20 protein-coding genes are annotated in these 24,468 nt (G+C 67.4%); 11 read left to right on the top strand and 9 right to left on the bottom strand.

Annotation, left to right across the window (positions count from 1 at the left end; translation table 11 throughout):
* Positions 1–209: 209 nt before the first annotated feature.
* From AC5P67_RS07370 to AC5P67_RS07380, 3 genes are all read left to right on the top strand, one after another.
* Positions 210–1,688 carry a DNA-3-methyladenine glycosylase 2 gene (locus AC5P67_RS07370; protein ID WP_099523286.1) on the top strand — a complete coding sequence of 493 codons (1,479 nt, stop codon included), beginning with the start codon at positions 210–212 and terminating at the stop codon, positions 1,686–1,688.
* The gene (locus AC5P67_RS07375) at positions 1,685–2,176 is read left to right on the top strand and encodes a methylated-DNA--[protein]-cysteine S-methyltransferase (RefSeq protein WP_021202265.1); all 492 of its coding nucleotides are present in this window, start codon (positions 1,685–1,687) and stop codon (positions 2,174–2,176) included. The genes AC5P67_RS07370 and AC5P67_RS07375 overlap by 4 nt, the downstream gene beginning before the upstream one ends.
* 427 nt (positions 2,177–2,603) lie before the next feature.
* Positions 2,604–3,854, top strand: a complete 1,251-nt coding sequence (locus AC5P67_RS07380; protein ID WP_099481208.1) for an alkaline phosphatase family protein — start codon at positions 2,604–2,606, stop codon at positions 3,852–3,854.
* 100 nt (positions 3,855–3,954) lie between these two features.
* Here the strand turns inward: AC5P67_RS07380 and AC5P67_RS07385 are convergent, their stop codons facing one another.
* On the bottom strand, positions 3,955–4,134 hold the full coding sequence (locus AC5P67_RS07385) for a 30S ribosomal protein THX (RefSeq protein WP_004150462.1): 180 nt from the start codon (positions 4,132–4,134) through the stop codon (positions 3,955–3,957).
* Positions 4,135–4,244: 110 nt separating this feature from the next.
* The gene (locus AC5P67_RS07390; RefSeq protein WP_008264835.1) at positions 4,245–4,658 is read right to left on the bottom strand and encodes a MerC domain-containing protein; all 414 of its coding nucleotides are present in this window, start codon (positions 4,656–4,658) and stop codon (positions 4,245–4,247) included.
* A 135-nt stretch (positions 4,659–4,793) separates the two neighbouring features.
* Between AC5P67_RS07390 and AC5P67_RS07395 the strand changes: the two genes are divergently transcribed.
* From AC5P67_RS07395 to AC5P67_RS07410, 4 genes are all read left to right on the top strand, one after another.
* Positions 4,794–7,001: a TonB-dependent receptor gene (locus AC5P67_RS07395; RefSeq protein WP_111117914.1), complete on the top strand. Its 2,208-nt coding sequence runs from the start codon at positions 4,794–4,796 to the stop codon at positions 6,999–7,001.
* 200 nt (positions 7,002–7,201) lie between these two features.
* Positions 7,202–7,768: a TetR/AcrR family transcriptional regulator gene (locus AC5P67_RS07400; protein WP_005408692.1), complete on the top strand. Its 567-nt coding sequence runs from the start codon at positions 7,202–7,204 to the stop codon at positions 7,766–7,768.
* Positions 7,768–9,441, top strand: coding sequence for an MFS transporter (locus AC5P67_RS07405; RefSeq protein WP_049407113.1), 1,674 nt, complete (start codon positions 7,768–7,770; stop codon positions 9,439–9,441). Before AC5P67_RS07400 ends, AC5P67_RS07405 begins: the two co-directional genes overlap by 1 nt.
* Positions 9,442–9,451: 10 nt before the next feature.
* Entirely contained in the window at positions 9,452–10,606 is a 1,155-nt protein-coding gene (locus AC5P67_RS07410; protein ID WP_111117913.1) for an HlyD family secretion protein, read from the top strand.
* Positions 10,607–10,666: 60 nt separating this feature from the next.
* On the opposite strand, the gene AC5P67_RS07415 is transcribed toward AC5P67_RS07410, so the two are convergent.
* The 7 genes from AC5P67_RS07415 to creB all read right to left on the bottom strand — a co-directional run bounded on the left by AC5P67_RS07415 (position 10,667) and on the right by creB (position 18,508).
* Entirely contained in the window at positions 10,667–11,158 is a 492-nt protein-coding gene (locus tag AC5P67_RS07415; protein ID WP_004150412.1) for a Fur family transcriptional regulator, read from the bottom strand.
* 34 nt (positions 11,159–11,192) lie between these two features.
* Entirely contained in the window at positions 11,193–12,596 is a 1,404-nt protein-coding gene (gene gltX, locus AC5P67_RS07420) for a glutamate--tRNA ligase (protein WP_111117912.1), read from the bottom strand.
* A gap of 153 nt (positions 12,597–12,749) precedes the next feature.
* The gene (locus AC5P67_RS07425; RefSeq protein ID WP_049397508.1) at positions 12,750–14,327 is read right to left on the bottom strand and encodes a M20/M25/M40 family metallo-hydrolase; all 1,578 of its coding nucleotides are present in this window, start codon (positions 14,325–14,327) and stop codon (positions 12,750–12,752) included.
* Positions 14,328–14,496: 169 nt separating this feature from the next.
* On the bottom strand, positions 14,497–14,907 hold the full coding sequence (locus tag AC5P67_RS07430) for a hypothetical protein (protein ID WP_111173828.1): 411 nt from the start codon (positions 14,905–14,907) through the stop codon (positions 14,497–14,499).
* 10 nt (positions 14,908–14,917) lie between these two features.
* A complete protein-coding gene (gene creD / locus AC5P67_RS07435; RefSeq protein ID WP_099527829.1) occupies positions 14,918–16,237 on the bottom strand; it encodes a cell envelope integrity protein CreD in 1,320 nt (439 codons plus the stop codon).
* Positions 16,238–16,318: 81 nt separating this feature from the next.
* Positions 16,319–17,779, bottom strand: coding sequence for a two-component system sensor histidine kinase CreC (gene creC / locus AC5P67_RS07440; protein ID WP_111173827.1), 1,461 nt, complete (start codon positions 17,777–17,779; stop codon positions 16,319–16,321).
* A 3-nt stretch (positions 17,780–17,782) separates the two neighbouring features.
* Positions 17,783–18,508 carry a two-component system response regulator CreB gene (creB, locus tag AC5P67_RS07445; protein ID WP_080047689.1) on the bottom strand — a complete coding sequence of 242 codons (726 nt, stop codon included), beginning with the start codon at positions 18,506–18,508 and terminating at the stop codon, positions 17,783–17,785.
* A gap of 35 nt (positions 18,509–18,543) precedes the next feature.
* Here creB and AC5P67_RS07450 point away from each other — a divergent pair, with 35 nt between their 5' ends.
* The 4 genes from AC5P67_RS07450 (at position 18,544) to AC5P67_RS07465 (ending at position 24,318) form a co-directional block, all read left to right on the top strand.
* Entirely contained in the window at positions 18,544–19,401 is an 858-nt protein-coding gene (locus AC5P67_RS07450) for a 23S rRNA (adenine(2030)-N(6))-methyltransferase RlmJ (protein WP_005408683.1), read from the top strand.
* 95 nt (positions 19,402–19,496) lie between these two features.
* Positions 19,497–20,042 carry a GNAT family N-acetyltransferase gene (locus AC5P67_RS07455; RefSeq protein WP_004150340.1) on the top strand — a complete coding sequence of 182 codons (546 nt, stop codon included), beginning with the start codon at positions 19,497–19,499 and terminating at the stop codon, positions 20,040–20,042.
* Between the two features lie 149 nt (positions 20,043–20,191).
* A complete protein-coding gene (gene mfd / locus AC5P67_RS07460) occupies positions 20,192–23,656 on the top strand; it encodes a transcription-repair coupling factor (protein WP_495214440.1) in 3,465 nt (1,154 codons plus the stop codon).
* A 44-nt stretch (positions 23,657–23,700) separates the two neighbouring features.
* Positions 23,701–24,318, top strand: coding sequence for an HD-GYP domain-containing protein (locus AC5P67_RS07465; RefSeq protein WP_111117908.1), 618 nt, complete (start codon positions 23,701–23,703; stop codon positions 24,316–24,318).
* Positions 24,319–24,468: the final 150 nt, after the last annotated feature.

The following is a 24,468-nucleotide window of genomic DNA, read 5'->3' on the forward strand; positions in this document are numbered from 1 at the left end:
GGCTGGGCCGGGCCCCGGAGGGGTACTTGCAGCGTCCCCTGCAACCGGACCCACCCCGCCCTGCCGCAGGAAACCAGCTTCTGCTGTTGCCGTTGCCGGCCAGCGGCCGGCACTACCACGGGGGCAGGGCGCAGCCCGGCCTGACGCCCTTCAGCATCCATGTCCGAATGTGGCGAGTATCGCCGTCGCCAGAGGCCTAGACTGGCGCCATGGACACCGCCCTCGCCCTCGACACCGCCGCCTGCGACCGCGCCCGCCTGGCCCGTGACGCACGCTTCGACGGCGTTTTCTTCACCGCCGTGCGCAGCACCGGCATCTATTGCCGCCCCGTCTGCCCGGCGCCGCCGCCGAAGCCACGCAACATCACCTACTATCCGACCGCTGCCGCGGCCGCTGCTGCCGGCTACAGGCCGTGCCTGCGCTGCCGCCCCGAACTGGCACCGCAGGCCCAGCAGGCACTGGCCGGGCAAACCGTGCAGCGCGCCCTCGCCATCATCCACGGCGGCTTCCTGCAGGAGCAGCCCGTTGCAGACCTCGCGCAGAAGATCGGCCTCAGCGCGCGCCAGCTGCAGCGCCTGTTCGTCGAACATCTCGGCGCAACACCCGGACAGATCCATGCCACCCACCGCCTGCTGCTGGCCAAGCAACTGCTGACCGAAACCACGCTGCCGGTGACCGATGTTGCGCTGGCCGCCGGCTACAACAGTCTGCGCCGCTTCAATACCGCCTTCCTGCAGGGCTGCGGCATGGCACCGACGGCGCTGCGTCGCCAGCACCAGCCGCTGGCCGCCGATGACGGCGGCCTGGTACTGCGGCTCGTGTACCGCCCACCGTTGGACTTCCCGCGCATGCTGGCCTTCCTGCGCAAGCGCAGCCTGCCTGGCATCGAACTGATCGGCGAAGACAGCTACCAGCGCGTGCTCGGCACACCCGAGCGCCCCACCCTGCTGCGCGTCACCGCCGACCCGAAGCGCCCGGAACTGCGTCTGCAGCTGGGTGCGGTCGACCCGCGCCTGATCCCCGACATCGTGCGCCGTGTGCGTCGTGTGTTCGATCTGGACGCCGACCTGCAACAGGTCCATGCCGCCCTGGGCGAGGAACCGCTGCTGGCACGCGGCATCGCCGAACGCCCGGGGCTACGCGTTCCGGGCGGCTGGGATGGCTTCGAGGTCGGCGTACGCGCCGTGCTCGGCCAGCAGGTCAGCGTCGCCGCCGCCACTACCTTTGCGCGGCGTCTGGTGGATGCGTATGGGGCGCATCTGCCGGGCATGCCGTTCGAGTTCAATCGCCAGTTCCCAGCGCCCGAGGTGCTGGCCGAGGCGCCGCTGGAATCGATCGGCCTGCCGCGCAGCCGCGCCGCCACGGTGCGTGCGCTGGCCGCTGCATGTGCCAGCGGCCAGCTCGACTTCGGACCCGGGCAGGCCCTGGAAGACTTTGTTGCGCGCTGCGTGGCATTGCCCGGCATCGGCCCGTGGACCGCGCAGTACATCGCCCTGCGCGGGCTCGGCCAGCCCGACGCCTTCCCCGCCGGCGACCTGGTGCTGCAGCAGGTGCTCGGCCACGCACAGGGCCAGCGCCTGAGCGAACGTGCAACTGAAGCGCGCTCGCAACCGTGGCGCCCGTGGCGCGCCTACGCCGTGCTGCACCTGTGGCACCTGTCCGGCACGTTCGTTGGAGAACCGACATGACCCTGTTGTTTGATCGCTTCGACAGCCCCATCGGCGTGCTGACCATCGCCGGTGACGAACGTGGCCTGTCACACGTGCTTTTCCCCGAAAACCGCCATCCGGCACGCGGACGCGATGACTGGCACTACGCACCGGATGCGCTGCCGGAAGCGCGCGAACAGCTGCTGCAGTTCCTGCACGGCGAACGCAGCAGCTTCGACCTTGTGCTGGCGCCACGTGGCACGCCGTTCCAGCTGCGGGTGTGGCAGGCGCTGGCACTGATTCCGTTCGGCCAGACCTGGAGTTACCTGCAGCTGGCGCAGCACCTTGGCCAGCCCAGTGCGACCCGCGCGGTCGGCGCGGCCAACGGGCGCAATCCGCTGCCGATCATCCTGCCCTGCCATCGCGTGATCGGCAGCAACGGCGCATTGACCGGTTTCGGCGGCGGACTGGAAACCAAGGCGGCACTGCTACGGCTGGAACAACGCCAGGCCCCGCTGTTCGCCTGAGAGGGCTGGCCGGGCTGCGCCCGGCACCCGCAGAGGCTAGAGCAACAGCAACAGCAACAGCGGGCTTCCTGGGGGGAGGCAGGGTGGGTCCGGTTGCAGGGGACGCTGCAAGTACGTCCCTGTAAGCTCGGTCGCGCCATCCATGGCGCTCACGCCCCTGCAACCGGACCCACCCAGCCTTCGACAGGTTCCGGCGATCTGTCCGGACGTCATTCTGCGCAACTGTTGGTAGGTGTCGACCTTGGTCGACACGGTAGATCCACGCCATGCGTGGATGGAAGCATCAGGAATTATGTCTGGAGAAAAGCCCCCTTCCTGTTGAAGGGGGCGCGCCGACAGGCGCGGCGATAAGGAAAAATGCGCGGACACGGGGCGCGATAGCGCGCCGTGTCTTGGGCGCGTCATTGCGCGGGCTTATCATGCGTGGATGACTTCCGTACGCCTGACCTGCGCGCTGGCGCTGCTGCTGCCATTGGCCGCCTGCACCACCGCGCCCGCCCCTTCCGCCTCCGTTCCCGGTTCCGCCGCTGCGGCTTCGCCTCCGAAGCTGCTGCTGATCTCCATCGACGGCCTGCGCGCCGATGCGCTGGACCGTGGGCTCACTCCGAACCTGCAGCGACTGATCGACGGCGGCGTGCGTGCACGCTGGATGACGCCGTCCTATCCGTCACTGACCTTCCCCAACCACTACACCATCGTCACCGGCCTGCGTCCGGACCACCACGGCATCGTCAACAACAGCATGGACGATGCAACCCTGGGCCGTTTCGAACTGAGCAACCGCGACGCAGTCACCACCAGCGGCTGGTGGGGTGGCGAACCGATCTGGGTCAGTGCCGAGAACGCTGGCGTACGTTCGGCCACCACGGCGTGGCCGGGCAGTGAGTCTGAAATCCGCGGCGTGCGCCCCAGCAAGTGGCGCGTATACGACGGCAAGGAACCGCTGGAGCAGCGGGCCGGCATCGTGCTCGACTGGCTGGCACAGACCGATGCTGATGCACCGCGCCTCACCACGCTGTACATGGAACACGTGGACAAGGCCGGCCACAACTACGGCCCCGGGTCGAAGCAGTACGCCGACGCCATCGTGCGCGCCGACCAGATCGTCGGCCAGGTGCTCGACGGGCTGCAGCAGCGCGATCTGGCCAAGACCACCAACGTGATCGTCGTCTCCGACCACGGCATGGCCAGCGTCGCCGACGGCAACGTGATCGCCACCGAGTCGATGGCCGACCCGGCCATTGCACGCAATATCAGCCAAGGCCAGTCAGTGGGTTTTGCGCCGGTCGCCGGCCGCGAAGCGGAAGCCGAACGCGCCCTGCTCGGACGCCACGCGCACTACGAATGCTGGAAGAAGGAGAACCTGCCGGCACGCTGGCACTACGGCACGCATCCGCGGGTTCCGGCCATCGTCTGTGTCATGGATGAAGGCTGGGATGCCCTGCACCAGGAGAAGATCGCCAAGCGTGCGAAGCAGGATCGAGGTTCGCATGGCTACGACAACGCACTGCCTTCCATGCGCGCAGTGTTCGTGGCCGGCGGCCCGTCGTTCCGCCAGGGCCTGGTGATCGATAGCTTCGACAACGTCGATGTCTATCCGCTGCTGGCCCACCTGCTGCAGGTACCGGCCGCGCCGAACGATGGCAATCCGGAAACGCTGAAGAAGACACTGCGCTGATGCGGTTGTAGAGCCGAACCCACGCTCGGCTCACCGGACAGGCATAAAAAAACGCGGCGCCAGGCGCCGCGTTTTTCATTGAACCGGTCGCTCGACCGGATCAGGCCTTGGCGACGGCCTTCTTCGCCACAGCCTTCTTCGCCGGAGCCTTGGCCACGGTCTTCTTGGCAACCGGAGCGGCGGCGCCTACGGCGACCTTGCTGGCGGTGTGCGAACGGGCGTTGCCATAGCTGGCGTTGTAGCGCTTGCCCTTGGCGGTCTTGCGGTCACCCTTACCCATGTCTTCAACTCCTCAAATGTGAAATCTGGTTACCCCGTACTGACACGGGTTCGGCGGGGCCGCCTTGCTGGGCGCCCCCGCGCACGATCGAAAATCCTATCACGGAGCGCCTAGTGCGCGCAGCTGGCGTCGTGCACGTGACCGTGGTTGAGGCGCAGGTTGACCAGATGGGCCACACCCACCAGCAGGCCACCGATGGTCATCACCACCGCGTGCGGCACCGCATTGTGGTGCAGCGGGTCATACAGCACGCCGGCCCACAATGCGACCAGGCCGGGAATCAGGAAGCCCAGCGCACGCAGCGCACCGTGCCGGCGGTAGCCCCAGACCAGGCTGAACAACCCCAGCAGGGTCACGAACACCACCAGCGCCTGTTCCACGCCGTCGCTCAGCCAGAACGACAGACCCAATGAAGGCGCTGCGGCCAGCAGCACCGGGATCACCGCGCAGTGCACCGCGCACAGCATCGAACCAGTGGCGCCGAAACGGTCGAGCAGGTGGCGCAGGCGTGAGGACAGGGACATGACTTCCAGCAGGGTCGGCGAATCGTTATGGAATAATATAACATCCCTCTCCGACCCGCACGGTTTCCCTCCCCCTGTCCCATCGACTGGATTCGTGCGCCCCGCGATTGATACATTGTAACAAAGGACCCGTCCATGCCCGCCCACACCCCTCGGCTCAAGCCGCATTCCCTGGCCCTGGCGCTCGCCGCCCTGCTGCCGTCCGTCGCCTTTGCAGCCGGCCAGGACACCGCCCATCGTGACCGCCACCTGACCGAGCTGTCGTCGGTGCAGGTCACCGCGTCGCCATTGCAGGGTGATGCCGAATCCCTGGCGCGCCCGGTGGAGGTGCTGGCCGGTGAACGCCTGGACGAGCAGAAGGCCGGCACCCTCGGCGATACCGTGGCCAAGCTGCCCGGCGTGCAGAGCACCTTCTTCGGCCCCGGCGTCGGCCGCCCGATCATCCGTGGCCAGGAAGGCCCGCGCGTGGCCGTGCTGTCCAACGGCATGGGCAACATGGATGCGTCCACGGTCAGCGCCGACCACGCCACCAGCATCGAACCGTTCCTGGCCGATCAGATCGAAGTACTGAAGGGCCCGGCCACGCTGCTGTTCGGCAGCGGCGCCATTGGTGGTGCGGTCAATGTGGTCGACGGGCGCATCGCGCGCGAGCTGCCTGAGCGGCCGCTCAGCGGTCGTGCCGAACTGCGCGGCAATTCGGTGAACAACGAGCGCAGCGGCATGTTCCGCCTCGATGGCGTCAGCGGCAACGTCGTGCTCCATGTGGATGGCCTGGTCCGCAATGGCGACGACTACCGCATTCCCGGCTACGCGGTGATCGACAGCCTGGAAGACCACCACGACGACCACGATCATGATCATGCGGGCGAGGAAGGCGAAGAGCCGCGCCGCGGCCGCCTCGACAACAGCTCGATCCGCACCCGCGCCGGTGGCGTCGGCGCAACGTGGCTGGGCGACGGCGGCTACTTCGGCGTATCGGCCAGTACCTACCGCACCAACTACGGCATTCCCAATGGCGCGCACGTGCACGCCGATGGTGACGATCATGGCCATGACCACGGTCACGACCATGGCGACGAAGAGGAAGGCGGCGACGAGCACGACGTGCGCATCGACATGGTGCAGAACCGCTTCGAGACCAAGGCCGGCATCTACAACCCGGTCTCGTTCCTGAAGAACATCAACGCACGCGTGGCCTACACCGACTACGAACACGTGGAGCTGGAAGCCGGTACGCCGTCGACCCGCTTCACCAACCGCGGCATCGAAGCGCGCCTGGAAGCGGTGCAGCAGCAGATCGGCGGCTGGGACGGCGCCTTCGGCCTGCAGTTCGGCAACAGTGATTTCGGTGCCAAGGGCGAAGAGGCGTTCGTTCCGGATACCGGCACCAAGAACATCGGCCTGTTCGTGCTGCAGGAAAAGCAGTTCGGCCCGTTCAAGCTGGAACTGGGCGGCCGCCACGATCAGGTCAAGCTGGACCCGAGCGGTGACTACCGCCGCCGCACGTTCGGCGCCACCAACCTGTCTGCCGCTGGCATCTGGAAGCTCAACGATGCCGTTGACCTGCGCATCGGCGTGGACAGCTCCGAGCGAGCACCGACCAACGAAGAGCTGTATGCCGCCGGCGCGCACATCGCCACCCGTTCGCTGGAAATCGGCGACGCCAACCTGAAGACCGAGCGCGGCCAGCGCGTGGAACTGGGTATCCACACCCACAGCGAGCACCTGGACTTCTCCGCGTCGGTCTACCAGACCAGGTTCAAGGACTTCATCTACCTGGCCGACACCGGCATCACCGAGGGCCTGCCGGTGCGCACCTGGACGCAGCAGGATGCGGTGTTCCGCGGTGCCGAGGCCGAAGCGCTGGTGCACCTGTTCGAGGGCGGCGCCGGTGACTGGGATCTGCGCCTGTTCGGCGACTACGTGAGGGCCAAGCTGGATGGCAGCGGCAGCCGCAACCTGGACATCGCCGTGCCGCATGGCGACCACAACCACAACTACACGGTGGAACTGGCCAACACCGGCTATCTGCCGCGTATCGCACCGGCCCGCGTCGGCGCCGACCTGCGCTGGTCGAAGGACGGCTGGCGCGCTTCGGTCGGTGCGGTCCGCTACAGCCGCCAGAAGGACGTCGCCCAGAACGAAGCCCCGAGCGACGGCTACACCCTGGTCGACGCGCACCTGGCCTACCGCTGGGATCGCAACGCCAGCAACAGCTACGAGGTGTTCCTGGATGGCAGCAACCTGACCAACCGCGAAGTGCGTCCGCATACCTCGCTGCTGCGCGACTACTCGCCGCTGCCAGGCCGTGGTGTCGCATTCGGCATCCGCGCGTTCTTCTGATCGCACACGGCGGGGTCGCAGCCCTTCTCGAAGGAAAGGGCTCTGACCCCCACGCCATTCCACAGGGGCCTTCGGGCCCCCGTTTTCATTTCGACCCACGCCATCACGCATCCGTCACAAAGATGTGCGTACCACAACAAGCGGACAATCCCGTCACCCAATGTCTCGCCAATCGGACACTTTTGTCCGAAAATAATTCCATGACTGCCCAACGTGCCGATGCTGCTGCCCGCCGTGCCCTCATCCTCGATGCCGCCGATCATGTGTTCGGCCAACATGGTGTCACCGCCCCGCTGGACCTGGTGGTCGAACGCGCCCAGGTAGGCCGCGCCACCCTGTACCGCAATTTCCCCGACCGCACCGCGCTGATCCAGGCGCTGCTGCAGCGCACGGTCGACCGCATCCGGCGCCAGGTCGAGCAGCTCGGTGACCGCGACGACGCCCTGTTCGAGGTGTTCGAGGGCATGGCCCAGCGCATCATTGATTCGCCGGCATTGGCCGATTACTGGCGTGCGGTCGATTCGGACGTGCCGTCCATGCGCGCCGCGCGCGAGACCGTGCGCGACCTGCTGGAGGAACCGATCGCGCGCGCCAAGGCCGCCGGGCTGTGCCGTGCCGACCTGGAAAAGACGGATATTTCACTGATCTCGGGCATGCTGGGTGCGGCCCTGCGCGGCAAGACCCGCGACGAGCGCGCCCAGTTGGCCGGGCGCGCCCTGCAGCTGCTGCGCGGGGGTCTCCAGGGAGCAACCAGCGAGGCTCGCTGATGGTCCAGCCGTATCTGAAGCCGGTTCCGGATTGGGAGGAGCACGAAAAGCCGACCATGCCCGGTTCGGCATCGATGCCCTGGCACCCGCCGTATCGGCGCGCGGCCTATGCGCTGGTATCACTGCTGGTGGCGATCACCGGCGGCCTCGGCAATGCGCTGGTTACCGCCAACCTGCCGTTCCTGCAAGGCCAGCTGGCACTGACCCCGACCCAGGGCAGCTGGCTGGTGGCGGCCTATGCCATGGTGAATGTCACCGCCAACCTGTTGGCCTTCAAGTTCCGCCAGCAGTACGGCATCCGCCTGTTCGCCGAGATCGGGCTGGGCCTGTACGCAGCGCTGGCGGTACTGCACCTGTTCGTCGGCAGCTTCGAGACCACGATGCTGACCCGCGCCGCCAGCGGCTTCGCGGGTGCGGCCTGTTCGACACTGGGCACGCTATACATGCTGCAGGCGCTGCCGCGCCGCTTTACCGGCAACCTGCTGGTGGTCGGCGTCGGCCTCTCGCAGCTGGCGGTGCCGATCGCCTGGATCGTTTCACCAGGCCTGGTCGATACCGGCCAATGGCATCAGCTCTACTCATTCGAAGCCGGGCTGGCACTGTGCGCGTTCGCGGCAGTGGTGGTGCTGAAGCTGCCGCCCGGCATCCAGGTGAAGGCCTTCGAACCGCTGGACTTCCTCACCTTTGCCCTGCTCGCACCGGCCGTCGCGCTGCTGGTGATCGTGCTGGCGCAGGGCTACACCCGCTGGTGGCTTAACACGCCGTGGCTGGGCTGGGCCCTGGTCGCCTCGATCGTGCTGTCCACCACCGCCTTCGTCATCGAGCACTACCGGCGCAATCCGCTGCTGCAGACACGCTGGCTGGCCAGCCTGCCCGTACTGCATTTCATCGTCGGCGCCTTCCTGATCCGCTTCCTGACCACCGAGCAGTCCTACGGCGTGGTCAACCTGATGCGCACGCTCGGCATGGGCCCTGATCAGTTGCGGCCGCTGTTCGTGGTGATTCTTGCCGGCGTGATCACCGGTATCGCCGGCACTGCACTGACCTTCGGGCCCAAACGGCTGATCCCGCAGCTGCTGATGGCGATCCTGCTGCTGGGCGCCGCCGCGTTCTTCGACCAGCACCGCACCAGCATGGATCGGCCGCACGACTTCTACGCCAGCCAGTTCCTGGCCTCGGTCGGTGCCGGCATGTTCATGGGCCCGTTGATCATGCTCGGCATTTCCGCCGCGCTGAAACAGGGCGTGGACCACATGATCACCTTCCTGGTGACGCTGTCGATCACGCAGACGCTGGGCGGCCTGGCCGGCTCGGCCGTGCTGGGGACCTTCCAGCTGCATCGCGAGCAGCTGTATTCCAGCGCGCTGACCAGCCAGCTCGACCCGGCCGACCCGGTGGTGGCACAGCGCCTGCGCATCCAACAGCAGCTGTACGTCGCCCAGATCACCGATCCGGTGCTGCGCAGCGCGCAGGGCAGCGCGCAGTTGGCGCAGACGACGCGCCGCGAAGCCAACGTACGCGGCTTCAATGATGTGTTCACGCTGAGCGGTTGGTTGGCCATCGGCTTCCTGTGCTGGTTGCTGCTGCTGTCGCTGCGCACCGCCGTGCTCAAGCAATGGCGCAAGCGCCACCCCACTTCCCCCGCTGTGGCCACGCCGGCCGCGCCCCGCTGAGTTCTCGACCATGCCTCCCGTCCCGCCCCGACCCGACGACGCCGACAACGTAACCCCACCGCCGCCGACCGACGCGGCGCCTGCCCCTACGCCGGTAGAACCCGCTGTCGCGCCGAAGTACCTCAAGCCCAGCGCGCGCAGCGTGGTGGTGATGGTGGTGGTGGCCCTGCTGGGCATTGCGCTGATCCTGCGCGCCTGGCACCTGTGGCCGTTCACCAGCAGCGTGATGGTGACCGACAACGCGTATGTACGCGGACAGATCACGGTGATGGCGCCACAGGTCAACGGCTATGTAACCGAGGTGCTGGTGAAGGACTTCCAGCACGTGAAGGAAGGCGAGCCGCTGCTGCGCATCGATGACCGCATCTATGCGCAGCGGGTCGCCCAGGCGCAGGCGACGCTGGACAGCGCACGCGCGGCCCTGGCCAACTCGGACCAGTCGCAGGCGCAGAACCGTGCGCAGATTGCCTCCGCCCGCGCCACGTTGTCGGCCGGGCAGGCGGAGCTGCAACGCTCACGCAACGAGACCAAGCGCTACGAGGAACTGGCTGCGCAGCAGCTGGTGTCGATCAACGATCGCGACAAGTTCCGCACCGCGCAGGCCTCGGCGCAGGCCAGCGTGCAGCAGTCGCAGGCGCAGATCCGCATCGCCGAGGAGACCCTGGTATCGACCCAGGTAGCGCGCAAGAGCCTGGAGGCCCAGGTGGAGAGCGCGCAGGCGCAGCTGGAACTGGCGCGCATCGATCTGGCCAACACGGTGATCCACGCGCCGCGCGACGGCCAGATCAGCGAAGCCAGCGTACGCGTGGGCCAGTACGTCGCCGCCGGTTCGCAGCTGCTGTTCCTGGTACCTGACACGCTGTGGGTGGTGGCCAACTACAAGGAAGGCCAGACCTGGGGGATGGCGATCGGCCAGCCGGCCACGTTCTCGGTGGACGCGTTCCAGGGCCAGGTGCTGCGGGGCCGCGTGCAGGAGATCGCGCCGGCCACCGGGTCGGAATTCAGCGTGCTGCGCCCGGACAACGCCAGCGGCAATTTCACCAAGGTGGTGCAGCGGCTGCCGGTGCGGATATCGATCAACAAAGGCCAGAAGCTGGCCGCGCAGCTGCGCCCCGGCATGTCGGTGATCGTGCGGGTGGATACCCGTTCCAAGGCGATGGACTAAGACGCAGGCCCTGCCGCACCGTTTCCAAAATGCCGGCCAGCGGCCGGCACTACCGTTGCGTTAGCCGGCGCAGCGCGCGCAGAGGCCATGCACTTCCAGGGTCTGCGCCTGCGGTTGGAAACCCAGCTCCTTGGCGCGCTTCTCCAGCTGGGTGACGATCTCCCGGTCTTCCAGCTCCACCGCGCTGTGGCAGCTGTTGCAGATCAGGAACGGCACCGAATGCGCGGCGCTGCTGGGATGGTGGCAGGCCACGAAGGCATTCACCGATTCCAGCTTGTGCACGAAGCCATTGGCCATCAGGAAGTCCAGCGCGCGGTACACGGTGGGCGGGGCGTCAGCACCCACGCCCTTGCCGTTGCGCACCCACTCCAGCAGCTCGTACGCCTTGACCGGCTTGCCGGCCTCGGCGATCAGCTTCAGTACGTTGGCGCGGATCGGGGTCAGGCGCAGCCCGCGTTCGCGCGAGACGCGCTCGACCACCGCCACGAAGTCCGATGCGTCGTGGACGTGGTGGTGCGGGGCGGTACAGGCGGTGGCGGTCTTGGCGGGCATGCGTGTTCTCCGGTTCGGGCCTGGCAAGGATGCCTCAGGCCGTTGCTACCTTGGTGATGGCCACATCAATGCGTTTCAAGGCCTGCTCGCGGCCGGCCAGGTAAACGGTATGGGAAATGTCAGGACTGACCTGGGTGCCGGTGATGGCCACGCGCAGCGGCTGGGCAACCTTGCCCATGCCGATTTCCAGCGCTGCGGCCGCGTCGTGCAGGGCGACGCCCACCGACTCGGCGGTCCATTCCGGCAGGGCGGCCAGCAGCTCGCGGGCCTTGCCCAGCGCCACCTCGGCACCGGCCTTGAAGTGCTTGGCCACCGCTGCTTCGTCGTACTCGGTCAGCGGCTGGTACCAGACCACGGCCTTCTCGGCCATTTCCTTCAGGGTCTGCACGCGTTCACGCAGGGCGATCACCACGTCCTCCGGGGCCGGGCCAGCGGCCACGTCCAGGCCCAGCTTCTGCAGCTGGTAGACCAGGTGCGGCACGATCGCGGCCACGTCCTCGGTCTTCAGGAAATGCTGGTTGACCCAGCCCAGCTTGGCCATGTCCAGGCGCGAGGCCTTGGAATTGCAGTCCTTCACGTCGAACAGATCGATCAGTTCCTGGCGGCTGAACAGCTCCTGGTCACCGTGCGACCAGCCCAGGCGGGCCAGGTAGCTCAGCAGCGCGTCCGGCAGGTAGCCGGCGTCCTTGTACTGCATCACGTCGGCCGCGCCGGTGCGCTTGGACAGCTTGGCGCCCTGCTCGTCCAGAATCATCGGCATGTGGCCGAACTTCGGGACCGGCGCGCCGATGCCTTCGTACAGGTTGATCTGGCGCGGGGTGTTGTTGATGTGGTCGTCGCCGCGGATGACCTCGGTGATGCCCATGTCCCAGTCGTCCACCACCACCGCGAAGTTGTAGGTGGGGTAGCCGTCCGGGCGGAAGATGACCATGTCATCCAGCTCGCTGTTGGCGATCTCGATACGGCCCTTGATCAGGTCGTCGAACACCACGGTGCCGTCCAGCGGATTCTTGAAGCGGATGACGCGGTTCGGATCATCCCTGCGCGGCAGGCCCAGGTCACGCGCGGCACCGTTGTAGCGCGGCTTCTCCTGCCTGGCCATGGCGGCCTCGCGCATCGCGTCAAGCTCTTCGCGGGTCTCGTATGCGTAATACGCCTTGCCGTCGGCCACCAGCTGTTCGGCCACTTCCAGGTAACGGGCGACGCGGTCGGTCTGGTAGATCGGGCCTTCGTCATAGTCCAGGCCCAGCCACTCCATCGCCTCCAGGATCGCGTCGATCGCGCCCTGGGTGCTGCGTTCACGGTCGGTGTCCTCGATGCGCAGCACGAACTCGCCGCCACGGTGGCGGGCCTCCAGCCAGCAGTACAGCGCAGTGCGGGCACCACCGATGTGCAGGTAGCCGGTGGGACTGGGGGCGAAGCGGGTGCGGCAGGTCATGGACGGCTCGAGGAACGGGAATCCCCCGATTTTACCAGCCCTCCGCCCCCGACGGAAAAAGGGGACGGAGGGGATTAAGTCGCGCTTGCCCAGCCTGAGGCGCTGCAACCGGGAAACGGAGGGGAGAAACGACTTAATCCCCTCCGTCCCCTTTTAGGGTTCCACCTTGCGCGGGAACGGCTGCTCGCGCATCGCGGCGTTGTAGGCGAACGAGGCGACGATGGCTGCGGCCTGCTTCAGGTCCTCCGGTTCGGCGTGGTCCCAGGTGTCCAGGTGGCTGTGGTGGACATTGGTGAAGTAGTCCAGCCGGTCCTGGATGAACTGGAAGCCCGGCAGGCCGATGCGGTCGAAGCTGATGTGGTCGGTGCTGCCGGTGTTGCGGGTGGCCACGGTGGTGGCACCCACGTCATGGAACGGCGCCAGCCAGGCTTCGAAGATCGGCATCGCCGCCAGGTTTTCCTGCGCATAGATGCCGCGGAAGCGACCCGAGCCGTTGTCCATGTTGAAGTAGACCTGGAACTTGCCGTAATCGCGGGTCTTCTGCAGCGCGCCGGTGGGCTCGCGCAGCGAGGCCGGCAGCGCCTTCTGCGCCGGGTCGGTGGGTTCCGGGAAACGACCGAAGTGCTTGGCCACATAAGCCTGCGAGCCGATCAGGCCCTGTTCCTCACCGCTCCACAGCGCCACGCGGATGGTGCGCCTGGGCTTGGCGCCGGTGGCCTTGAGGATGCGCATCGCCTCCATCATCACCGCCACGCCAGCCGCGTTGTCGGCCGCACCGGTACCGCTGTGCCAGGAATCCAGGTGCGCACCGATCATCACCACTTCATCGGGCTTGCTGCTGCCACGGATCTCGGCCAGCGTGTTGTAACCGGGCTGGTCGGCCTCATCGGTGAAGCGCGCTGCCACATCCACGCGCAGGCGCACCGTCTGCTTGGCCTCCAGCGCGCGCACCAGCGGATTGAAGTGCTCGCTGATCATCGCCAGCTCGGGGATGCCCACCGACTCACCGGCCTTGCGCGAACCACCACCGGCAACCCGGATGATGCCGTTGTCCCAGCTGCTGATGCTGATCGAGGCCAGCGCGCCCTCTTCCACGAAGAACGCATTGACCTTGGTCGCCAGCTGCTGGCGTTCCTGGTACTCCTTGACCCGCTTGGCACGTTCGGCGGTGGCGTCCTTGTCCTTGGGCAGGGTGAACTCCTGCAGGCCTTCCAGCGAGGTGGCGTCGTGGCGATGCGAATCCGCCTCGGTGCCGCGCTTGTACTCGCGCGCCTCGCCCAGCAGCAGGATCTTGCCGCGCAGCTTGCCGCGGTACTTCTCGATGTCTTCGGGCTTCTTGATCTCGACCTGGACCAGCTCGCCTTCAACCGGCCCCTTGGTGCCCGGCGTCCAGGCCTTGGGCAGTGCATGCAGCGGCTGCACGCGGTCGCCCAGCATCTCCACGCTCGCCGAAGTGAACTCCCAGCCGCGCCCGAAGTCGTCGAAGGCCTCGTCGTGGACGTTGTCCAGCTTCCATTCGTTGAACTTGCCGCGGGTCCAGGCGTTGGCGCGACCCATGGCCGGCGAGTTGGTCAGGCGCGGGCCGATGCGCTCGGTGAGATAGCTGAAGGTGTCCATCACCTGCGAACGGTGGAAGGCCTCCTGGCGGATGCGGCTGACCATGTCCAGGTCCACCGTCTCGCGCTGCTGCGCTCCTGCGTTGCCACCCATCGCCAGCGCTGCGGCCAGCATGCCCCACTTCAACACATCGCACCCCTGCCCTTCGGCTCGATCATCAACTCGTCGAGTCTAGCCAGCGGGGGCGCGGGGATACCGTCCCATCGGTCATGGGCGGGAGCGTGCGAACCAAGGTTCGCACCCACAACAGTAGATCCACGCCATGCGTGGATGAACAGCCCAATCACCCGCTCCATCCCAACCACAACTGTGCCCGTTCCGGCAGCAGCAGCAACCAGTGCCGCCGGTCGATGCTGCTGCAGCCGTACACCGCCGCGTGTGCGGGCCAGTCATCCAGAAGGCCACCGATACCGATCTCGGCCAGCGCCTCCGCCCCGGCCTTCCATGGCCGGTAGCGCGGCACCCGGCCAGCCACCGCGCCGCGTCCCTGCCGCGCGCCCTGCAGCCAGCGCAATCCCTGCGCCTGCAAACCTTCGCAGGTCACCGCCGCCAGCTGGAAGCGGACCAGGCCGGGGGCGATCCGCGCCCCCGGCAGGGCCGCCAGCACGCCATGTGCCTGCAGCAGTGCATCCACTTCCAACAGGGCCGGAATGCCCTGCCGTGCCCGTTGCCGCAATCCCTGGCGCCAGCCCATGGCCTGCTCCTTACTTCAGTTCCGCGCCGAGCGCGTACCAGTCGACCCGGCGGGTCACCCACATCGCCAGCGCCAGGATCACGAACAGCAGCAGCGAACCCATCAGCAGCGCGTTGTTCTCCGACACCAGCAGGCCATACAGCGCGCCATACAGCACGGTCAGCAGCGCCGCGAAGCCGAGGCCGCGCTTCCAGTGGCCCAGCACATTGGCCAGGTACACCGCCTGCAGGCCGATACAGGCCACCGCCGAGACCAGATAGGCCTTCCAGAACGCGATGTGCTCGGACAGGCTGATCAGCAGCAGGAAGAAGATCGCCAGCGCCAGGCCCACCATCAGGTACTGCAACGGGTGGATACGCAGCGACTTGATCAGCTCGAACAGGATGAAGCCGACGAAGGTGAGCAGCACGAACAGCACGCCGTATTTCGAGGCACGGTCGGCCTGGGTGTAGGTATCGACCGGATCGACCAGCGACACCGTCACCGCCTGCGATTCGACCGCACCATCATTGCGCAGCTGGCGCTGGGCATCGGAGGCCAGCGAGGACACCGCCCAGCGTGCATCGAAGCCCTGCGCATCAACGCGGCGTTCGTTGGGCAGGAACGCGCCGCTGAACGACGGATGCGGCCAGCTCGAACGCAGCGCGATGTGGGTGTCATCGCCCAACGGCACCACCGACAGCATGCGGCTGCCATCCAGGCGCAGCTCCAGTTCAACCGTGCTGGCAGCCAGCGTGCCGCCCTGATCCGCAGCGAAACCGGCCACCGGTGCGTGCAGGCCTCGCCCCACCTCGCTGGCCGCGCCAACGCCCGGCAGCAACCGCAGCTGCTTGCCATCCACGCGCAGGTTCGGCGTACCCACCAGGCCACGCACATCGGATACACCAACCGCGACATACGGCTGGCCGTAGCTGCGGCCGGCCTTCACCGGATAGTCGTCTGCGGCGAAGGTCGCCTTCATCTGGCCGTTCCAGCTGTACACCGGTACCTTGAACAGGCCCACTTCGCGCTGGCTCGGCAGCATCTCGCCGCCCACCTCCAGCGACGCCGGCATCTGCAGCCAGTGCCCCTCGGTGACCTGTATCTCGGTCTTCTTGACGCCCAGCGGGTCGACCAGTTCAACCTGCTTGCGTTCCACCCATGGCACCACCCGCACCGGACCCACCAGCTGCTGTGCACCGGCGCGGCTGTCGGCCACCCGCGAGAACGCCTCGTCGCGGTATGCGCTGCGTTCGTTGATGACCCCGCGGATCATGGTCAGCGGCACCAGCAGCAGCAGGGTCAGCCCGCCGACAATGGCGAACCTCAGCAGCATCTTCAGGGATTTCATGGTCCATCCTCGTTGGAGAGGGCTGCAGGATGGACCGCTGGGGTGAGCAGGGTTTGTGGCGAATTTGAAGCGAGTGTGAAGTCAGCGGCGCGGGCGCTGGCCCGGCGCACCCGATGGCAGCCACAGGCTGGCCACGGTGCCGCCGCCCTCGCGGACGTCGACACTGGCGCGTCCATCGTGCAGGCGCGCGACTTCCTGCACGAATGGCAGGCCCAGGCCGGAACTGCGCCGCCCGCTGCCGGGCCGCGCCAGCGAATAGAAGCGTTCGAACACCCGCTCGCGCGCATAGTCCGGGATGCCGGCGCCGCGGTCGGCCACCTCCAGGCGCACGCCCTGCCCGTCCACCTCGGCCTGCAGCGCGATCTCCGCGCCGGAGGGCGAGAAGGCAATCGCGTTGTCGATCAGGTTGTGCAGCGCCTGCCGCAGCAGGTAGCCGTCGCCCTGCACCCGCAGGTCGGGCACGTTGCCGATGTGGACCCGCACACCGGCCGCCTGCGCGCGCACCTGCGCGGCCGCGGCCGCATCGGCCAGCAATGCCTGCAGCGCGATCGGATCGCGGGTCTGCAGCCAGCCGTGCTGTTCCACTTCGGCCAGCGCCAGCAGCTTGTCGATGGTCTCGGTCAGCCGTTCCTGCTGATCGACAATGCTGCGCGCGAAATGCACGCGGTCCGCTTCGGGCAGCGGCTCCTGCAGCAGTTCGGCGGCACCGCGGATCGCCGCCAGCGGGCTCTTCATCTCGTGCGTCAGCGACTGCACGTACTGCTCGACGTAGGCCTTGCCTTCGAGCTTGCGGCGCATCGTTTCCAGCGCCTGGCCGAGATCGCCGATCTCGTCGCGACGGCGCCGTGGTGGTGGCACCGGTTCGCCCGCGCTGACCGCGCGTGCATAGCGGCTGAGCTGGCCGAGGCCAGTGGTCAGCCACATCGTCACCAGCACGCCGACCAGCGCCGACAATCCGATGAGCCAGGCACCGCGCTCGATGATGGCGCGCTGGCTGGCAGCGATGAACGGATCAATGCTGCGGTTGGGCTGGGCCAGGCTGAGCACGCCGATCAGGGTGCGGCCATCGGCCGGGTCGTATACCGGCGCCGCCACATGCATCACCGTATCGCCTTCCTCGCCCGGAATCTCGGGGCTGGAACGGGCACCGTACTCGCCACGCAGAGTGCGGTAGACATCATTCCAGCGCGAATTGTCGCGGCCAAGGTCACGGCCCAGCGAGTCGTAGATGACGATGCCCTTGGCATCGGTGATGGTCACCCGGTAATCCAGCGAGCGCTTCGGGAAACGCCAGACCATTGCCTTCAGGTCGCGCTGCCGTGCCTTGGCCAGGTTGCGGGTGAAGCTGCCGCTGCGGATGGTGCCGTCCTTGACGTCGGCCGCGGCCATCTCGGCCAGCACGTTGGCCGCGTCGACCAGGGTCGATTCCATCGCCTGGCGCACACCCGGCTTCACTTCGTTGACGAACACGCGCATCACGAAGAAGGCCGCGATGCCGGTGATCAGGAAGAAGCCCAGGAACAGCTTCAGCACCAGGCGCATCGGCTAGACCTCCAGCGCGTAGCCAAGGCCACGGTGGGTGCGGATCGGGTCGTCGCTGGCACCGGCCGCGCGCAGCTTGGCACGCAGCGTCTTTACATGGGTATCGACGGTGCGGTCGGCACTGTCGGCGCTGCTGTCCCAGCCACGGTCCATCAGCTGAGCACGGCTGAGGATGGCACCGGGTCGCTGCAGCAGCGCCTCCAGCAGCGCGTACTCGTAGCGGGTCAGGTCCAGTGCCTGGCCACGGAAGCGGATGCGCCGGCCTTCGCGGTCGATGGCGAACGCGCCATGTTCCTGCCAGCCTGCATCGGCGCTGGGCGCTGCGATGACCGGCGCCGCACGGCGCAGGCGTGCACGCACCCGCGCCACCAGCTCGCGCGGCGAGAACGGCTTGGTCATGTAGTCGTCGGCGCCCAGCTCCAGGCCGAGCACCCGGTCCACTTCATCGTTGCGGGCGGTCAGGAAGATCACCGGCAGCTGCGCCACCGGCCCGGGCTGCGCGCGCAGCCGTCGGCAGACCTCGAAGCCGCCCAGGTCGGGCAGGCCCACGTCCAGCACCACCACGTCGATATCCCCGGCCTGCAGCCGCTGCAGCGCCTCCCCGCCCAACAGGCAGTGGCTGGCGGCATAGCCCTCGCTGCGCAGCGCATAGAGCACGGTTTCGGCGATGGCGGCTTCGTCCTCGACTACCAGGACATGGGCAACGGGAGCTGTCATGGCGCGCAGCATAGCCGCTGCGGCCGCCGCCCCGTACACTGCCGCCCATGAACTATCGCCACGCCTTCCATGCCGGCAACCACGCCGATGTGCTCAAGCACATCGTGCAGCTGGCCCTGATCGACAGCTTCAAGCGCAAGGACAGCCCGTTCTTCGTGCTCGACACCCACGGCGGTGCCGGCCGCTACCTGCTGGCCAGCGAAGAGAGCCGCAAGACCCTCGAGGCCGAATCCGGGATCATGCGGCTGATGGCCCAGCCCAAGCTGCCGGAGGTAGTCGAGCGCTACCTGAAGGCGGTCCAGGCCGACAACCCGGTGGGCGCGCTGACCAACTACCCGGGCTCGCCGCTGCTGAGCGCACAGGCGATGCGTGCTCAGGACCGCATGGCGGTCTGCGAGCTGCAGGAAGCCGAAACGGCCACGCTGAAGGCCCTGTTTGCCCATGACAGCCGCGTCGATGTGCGCGCTGGCGATGGCTATGCCCTGCTGCGCTCGCTGCTGCCGCCGAAGTTCAACGGCAGCAAGATCGGTCGTGGCCTGGTGCTGATCGATCCGCCGTACGAGGCGCAGGACGCCGAATACCAGAACATCCTGGCTGCCCTGGCCGAGACCCTGGCACGCTGGCCGCAGGCCACCTGTGCGGTCTGGTTCCCGATCAAGCAGCGCCGCACCATCCTGCATTTCCTGCGCAAGGCCACTGCCCTGCCGGTCAAGTCGGCGATGACGATCGAGTTCCTGGTGCGCCCGGACGACTCGCCGCTGCGCCTCAACGGCAGCGGCATGCTGCTGCTCAACCCGCCGTGGCAGTTCGACCGGGTGGTCGGCCCGGCCCTGCCGGCGCTGCGCCAGCACCTGGGCGAACCGGGAGCCAGCACCCGCCTGGATTGGCTCAAAGCCCCCGAATAACGGCCTTCACGAGGCTGTACCGCCGTGAGCCTTTCGTTCACGGAATGCAGCCCCGGTGATGCCACAATCGATGGACCACCAAGGAATCACCCGGTATGGCCACTCGCAACCGCATGCCGCCCTGGCATGAGATCTTCAAGGCTCCCAGCGGCCACGAGCTGCTGATCCGCCCCATCCGCCCGGAAGATGGCGCACCGCTGCAAGCGGCGTTCAGCCTGTTCGGGCCGGAAGAAATCCGTGATCGTTTCCTGCAGGCGGTGACCGAGCTGTCACCGGAAACCACCCAGCGCCTGACCCACCCCAATCCCAAGACCGAGATCACCCTGGTCGCAGCCGAGTCCCTGCCCGCTGGCGAAGCGGTGGTCGGCGCGGTCGCCCGGGCCTCGATCATCCCCGGTACCCGTGAAGCCGAGTACGCGATCCTGATCAGCCGCTTCCTCATTGGCCAGGGCCTGGGCCGGCAGCTGATGCGCAAGCTGGTGAAGTGGGGCCGCGGCAAGTACCTCGACCGCCTGTATGGCGACGTTGCCGCCGAGAACGAGCCGATGAAGCAGCTGGCCGCCTCGCTGGGCTTCAAGCCGGTGCCGCACCCGACCGGTGCCGAAGGCCTGGTGCGGATGGTGCTGGAGCTGGACAACTGACGGATGCGCCGGGCCCTGCCCGGCCATGCCTCCCGGTAGTGCCGGCCGCTGGCCGGCATTGTGTTCCCCCAACGGCACGTGAGGCCGTCGGCAAACGGCCGGCACGACCCACCGGGCTTCGATCGGGCTTCTGCTAAAATCCGGGGTCCATGTCGCGTACCTCATACCCCGCCCCGCCGCTGCCGCGCGCCGGCCAGCTCCGCGCCTGGTGGCGCGCCCCCGCCTCGCCGACCGCCCTGGCCTGGTACCTGGCCCAGGCCGCGCGTGCGCATGACGCCCCGCTGCTGGTGATCGCCCGTGACAACCACGGTGCCAACCAGCTCGAAGCCGACCTGCAGACCCTGCTTGGCGGTGACCCGGCCCTGCCGGTGGTCGCCTTCCCGGACTGGGAAACCCTGCCGTACGACCGCTTCAGCCCGCATCCGGACATCATCTCGCAGCGCTTGTCCGCCCTGCACCGCCTGCCGGCGCTGAAGCGCGGCCTGGTGATCGTGCCGGTGCAGACCCTGCTGCAGCAGCTGGCCCCGCGCAGCTATGTGATCGGTGGCAGCTTTGACCTGAAAGTCGGCCATCGCCTGGACCTGGAAGCCGAGAAGCGTCGCCTGGAAAGCGCCGGCTACCGCAACGTGCCGCAGGTGATGGACCCAGGTGACTTCGCGGTGCGCGGCGGCCTGCTCGACGTGTTCCCGATGGGCGCCGACGAGCCGCTGCGGGTAGAACTACTGGACGAGGACATCGACTCGATCCGTGCCTTCGATCCGGAAAGCCAGCGTTCGCTGGACAAGGTCGAGGCGGTGCACATGCTGCCCGGCCGCGAAGTGCCGATGGACGAGGCCAGCATCGCACGCGTGCTGGCCACGCTGCGCGAGCGTTTCGATGTGGATACCCGGCGCAGTTCGCTGTACCAGGATCTGAAGTCCGGGCTGGCCCCGGCCGGCGTCGAGTACTACCTGCCGCTGTTCTTCGAACGCACCGCAACCCTGTTCGACTACCTGCCCGACGGCAGCCTGCCGGTGGTCTGTACCGGTGCGTATGAAGCGTCCGTCGCGTTCTGGGCGCAGACCGCGGACCGCTATGAGCAGCGCCGCCATGATGTGGAGCGCCCGCTGCTGCCGCCTTCGGCGTTGTACCTGTCGCCGGAGCTGCTGCGCGAGCGCCTGAACGATGCCCCGCGCATCGAGGTGTGGTCGGCTGACCACGCGCGCATCGCCGATGCCCACGCGCTGGGTGACCAGCCGCTGCCGCCGCTGCCGGTGGCCGCGCGCGAGGCCCCCGCTGGCGACGCGCTGAAATCCTTCCTCGGCCACTATCCGGGCCGGGTACTGATCGCCGCCGATTCGCCCGGGCGTCGCGAGGCCCTGCTGGAAGTGCTGCAGGCCGCCGAGCTGAAGCCGCCGGTGGTGGCCGACCTGCCCAGCTTCCTCGCCGACGATGCGCGCTTCGCGATCGCGGTGGCACCGCTGGAAGATGGCTTCGCACTGGACGATCCGCGCATCGCGGTGCTGACCGAGCGCCAGCTGTTCCCCGAGCGCGCCGGCAGCACCCGCCGCACGCGCCGTGCCGGCCGCGAGCCGGAAGCGATCATCCGCGACCTCGGCGAACTGACCGAGGGTGCACCGATCGTGCACGAGGACCATGGTGTCGGCCGCTACCGTGGCCTGATCGCGATGGACGTCGGCGGCATGCCCGGCGAGTTCCTCGAAATCGAATACGCCAAGGGCGACCGCCTGTATGTGCCGGTCGCCCAGCTGCACCTGATCAGCCGCTACTCCGGCGCTTCAGCGGAAACCGCGCCGCTGCATTCGCTCGGTGGCGAGCAGTGGAGCAAGGCCAAGCGCAAGGCCGCCGAAAAGGTTCGCGACGTCGCTGCCGAACTGCTGGAGATCCAGGCCCGTCGCCAGGCGCGTGCCGGCCTGGCACTGCAGGTGGACCGTGCGATGTACGAGCCGTTCGCAGCCGGATTCCCGTTCGAGGAAACCCCCGATCAGCTGGCCGCCATCGACGCCACCCTGCGCGACCTCGCCAGCAGCCAGCCGATGGACCGTGTGGTCTGCGGCGACGTCGGTTTCGGCAAGACCGAGGTGGCGGTGCGTGCGGCATTCGCCGCCGCCAGTGCCGGCAAGCAGGTGGCCGTGCTGGTGCCGACTACGCTGCTGGCCGAACAGCATTACCGCAACTTCCGCGACCGCTTCGCCGATTACCCGCTGAAGGTCGAGGTGCTGTCGCGCTTCAAGAGCACCAAGGAGATCAAGGCCGAGCTGGAAAAGGTCGCTGCCGGCACCATCGACGTCATCGTCGGCACCCATCGCCTGCTGCAGCCCGACGTGAAGTTCAAGGACCTGGGCATGGTCATCGTCGACGAAGAGCAGCGTTTCGGCGTGCGCCAGAAGGAAGCCCTGAAGGCGCTGCGCGCCAACGTGCACCTGCTGACCCTGACCGCCACGCCAATCCCGCGCACCTTGAACATGGCCATGGCCGGCCTGCGCGACCTGTCGATCATCGCCACGCCGCCGCCGAACCGGCTGGCGGTGCAGACCTTCATCACCCAGTGGGACAACGCGCTGCTGCGCGAAGCCTTCCAGCGCGAGCTGGCACGTGGCGGCCAGCTGTACTTCCTGCACAACGACGTGGAGAGCATCGGCCGCATGCAGCGCGAGCTGTCCGAGCTGGTGCCGGAAGCGCGCATCGGCATCGCCCACGGGCAAATGCCCGAGCGCGAGCTGGAAAAGGTGATGCTGGACTTCCAGAAGCAGCGCTTCAACGTGCTGCTGTCGACCACGATCATCGAATCGGGCATTGACATCCCCAACGCCAACACCATCATCATCAACCGCGCCGACCGCTTCGGCCTGGCCCAGCTGCATCAGCTGCGCGGCCGCGTCGGGCGTTCACACCACCGCGCCTACGCCTACCTGATCACTCCTGACCGCCGCGCGATCACGCCCGATGCCGAAAAGCGCCTGGAAGCGATCGCCTCGATGGACGAGCTGGGTGCCGGTTTCACCCTGGCCACGCACGATCTGGAGATCCGTGGCGCCGGTGAACTGCTCGGCGAGGACCAGAGCGGGCAGATGGCCGAAGTCGGCTTCAGCCTGTACACCGAGCTGCTGGAGCGCGCGGTGCGCAGCATCAGGCTGGGCAAGCTGCCCGACCTGGATGCCGGCGAGGAAGTGCGTGGTGCCGAGGTCGAGCTGCATGTGCCGGCATTGATCCCGGAAGACTACCTGCCGGACGTGCATACCCGCCTGACCCTGTACAAGCGTATTTCCAGCGCGCGCGACAGCGATGCGCTGCGCGAACTGCAGGTGGAGATGATCGATCGCTTCGGCCTGCTGCCGGATGCGGCCAAGCACCTGTTCGCCATCGCCGAGCTGAAGCTGAAAGCCAACGCGCTGGGCATCCGCAAGCTGGACCTGGGTGAGAACGGTGGCCGCATCGTGTTTGAGTCCAAGCCGAACATCGATCCGATGGCGGTGATCCAGCTGATCCAGAAACAGCCAAACCTCTATGCCATGGAAGGGCCCGACAAGCTTCGCATCAAGCATCCGCTGCCGTTGCCGGAGGACCGCTTCAACGCGGCCCGCGCCCTTCTGACCACCCTCGCCCCGGGTTGATCGCCCCCGAACACCCCGCACCGGTCCCCACCCGGTGCGGGCGGATGACCATGTTTCCTGACGCCGTACCCGCCCCCGACCTGCTGCATGCACAGGCCTGCCTGATCGATGCCCTCTCGATGTCGCTGCAGATGCGCGACGCTTACACCCGCCACCATTGCGACCGCGTTGGCCTGCTCGCGCAGCGCCTGGCCACGCACTGCGATCTGGATGACGATGCCAGTGCGCAGATCGGCCTGGCAGCGCGCTTCCATGACATCGGCAAGATCGGCATTCCCGATGAGGTGCTGCTGGCCCCGCGCCGGCATACCGACGAGGAGCGCGCGATCATGCGCGAGCATCCGGTGCGCGGTGAGCATATCTTCCTGGCCACCGGCCGCAGCGATGCGGCACCGGTTGCGCGGCTGATCCGCGCCCATCACGAGGCGTTCGATGGCAGTGGCTATCCCGATGGGCTGCGCGGCGAGAGCATTCCGTTGGGCTCACGCATCGTCACCGTTGCGGATGCCTATGACGCGATGACCAGCGTGCGTCCCTACCGTGCCGCGATGGAACACGAGACGGTACTGCGCATCATCGACGAGCAATCCGGTGGCCTGATCGACCCTTACGTTCTGCAACGCTTCCATCGCCTGCTGGCGCAGGAACCTGAGCTGGCCTGAGATCTTCCCGCACGTGAAACGACCCGCCGGTAGAGTCGACTGTTAGTCGACTGCTCTTCGTCCAGATCGAGAAATCCCGCGCTGCGCGCGATAGTCGACCAACGGTCGACTCTACCAAGCGGATTCCGTCGAACCGGTTGGTCGACTCCC

The sequence above is a fragment of the Stenotrophomonas sp. YJH_SMC_21 genome (genome assembly GCF_059369555.1).

What these genes read in the sequence shown, in the direction of transcription:
- AC5P67_RS07425 (WP_049397508.1), bottom strand. Translation starts at nt 14,327, where the DNA reads ATGCTGGCCGCAGCGCTGGCGATGGGTGGCAACGCAGGAGCGCAGCAG.
- AC5P67_RS07450 (WP_005408683.1), top strand. Translation starts at nt 18,544, where the DNA reads ATGAACTATCGCCACGCCTTCCATGCCGGCAACCACGCCGATGTGCTC.
- AC5P67_RS07390 (WP_008264835.1), bottom strand. Translation starts at nt 4,658, where the DNA reads ATGTCCCTGTCCTCACGCCTGCGCCACCTGCTCGACCGTTTCGGCGCC.
- gltX (WP_111117912.1), bottom strand. Translation starts at nt 12,596, where the DNA reads ATGACCTGCCGCACCCGCTTCGCCCCCAGTCCCACCGGCTACCTGCAC.
- AC5P67_RS07465 (WP_111117908.1), top strand. Translation starts at nt 23,701, where the DNA reads ATGACCATGTTTCCTGACGCCGTACCCGCCCCCGACCTGCTGCATGCA.
- AC5P67_RS07385 (WP_004150462.1), bottom strand. Translation starts at nt 4,134, where the DNA reads ATGGGTAAGGGTGACCGCAAGACCGCCAAGGGCAAGCGCTACAACGCC.
- AC5P67_RS07410 (WP_111117913.1), top strand. Translation starts at nt 9,452, where the DNA reads ATGCCTCCCGTCCCGCCCCGACCCGACGACGCCGACAACGTAACCCCA.
- AC5P67_RS07380 (WP_099481208.1), top strand. Translation starts at nt 2,604, where the DNA reads ATGACTTCCGTACGCCTGACCTGCGCGCTGGCGCTGCTGCTGCCATTG.
- AC5P67_RS07455 (WP_004150340.1), top strand. Translation starts at nt 19,497, where the DNA reads ATGGCCACTCGCAACCGCATGCCGCCCTGGCATGAGATCTTCAAGGCT.
- AC5P67_RS07430 (WP_111173828.1), bottom strand. Translation starts at nt 14,907, where the DNA reads ATGGGCTGGCGCCAGGGATTGCGGCAACGGGCACGGCAGGGCATTCCG.
- creB (WP_080047689.1), bottom strand. Translation starts at nt 18,508, where the DNA reads ATGCTGCGCGCCATGACAGCTCCCGTTGCCCATGTCCTGGTAGTCGAG.
- AC5P67_RS07395 (WP_111117914.1), top strand. Translation starts at nt 4,794, where the DNA reads ATGCCCGCCCACACCCCTCGGCTCAAGCCGCATTCCCTGGCCCTGGCG.
- AC5P67_RS07415 (WP_004150412.1), bottom strand. Translation starts at nt 11,158, where the DNA reads ATGCCCGCCAAGACCGCCACCGCCTGTACCGCCCCGCACCACCACGTC.
- AC5P67_RS07370 (WP_099523286.1), top strand. Translation starts at nt 210, where the DNA reads ATGGACACCGCCCTCGCCCTCGACACCGCCGCCTGCGACCGCGCCCGC.
- mfd (WP_495214440.1), top strand. Translation starts at nt 20,192, where the DNA reads ATGTCGCGTACCTCATACCCCGCCCCGCCGCTGCCGCGCGCCGGCCAG.
- creC (WP_111173827.1), bottom strand. Translation starts at nt 17,779, where the DNA reads ATGCGCCTGGTGCTGAAGCTGTTCCTGGGCTTCTTCCTGATCACCGGC.
- creD (WP_099527829.1), bottom strand. Translation starts at nt 16,237, where the DNA reads ATGAAATCCCTGAAGATGCTGCTGAGGTTCGCCATTGTCGGCGGGCTG.
- AC5P67_RS07375 (WP_021202265.1), top strand. Translation starts at nt 1,685, where the DNA reads ATGACCCTGTTGTTTGATCGCTTCGACAGCCCCATCGGCGTGCTGACC.
- AC5P67_RS07405 (WP_049407113.1), top strand. Translation starts at nt 7,768, where the DNA reads ATGGTCCAGCCGTATCTGAAGCCGGTTCCGGATTGGGAGGAGCACGAA.
- AC5P67_RS07400 (WP_005408692.1), top strand. Translation starts at nt 7,202, where the DNA reads ATGACTGCCCAACGTGCCGATGCTGCTGCCCGCCGTGCCCTCATCCTC.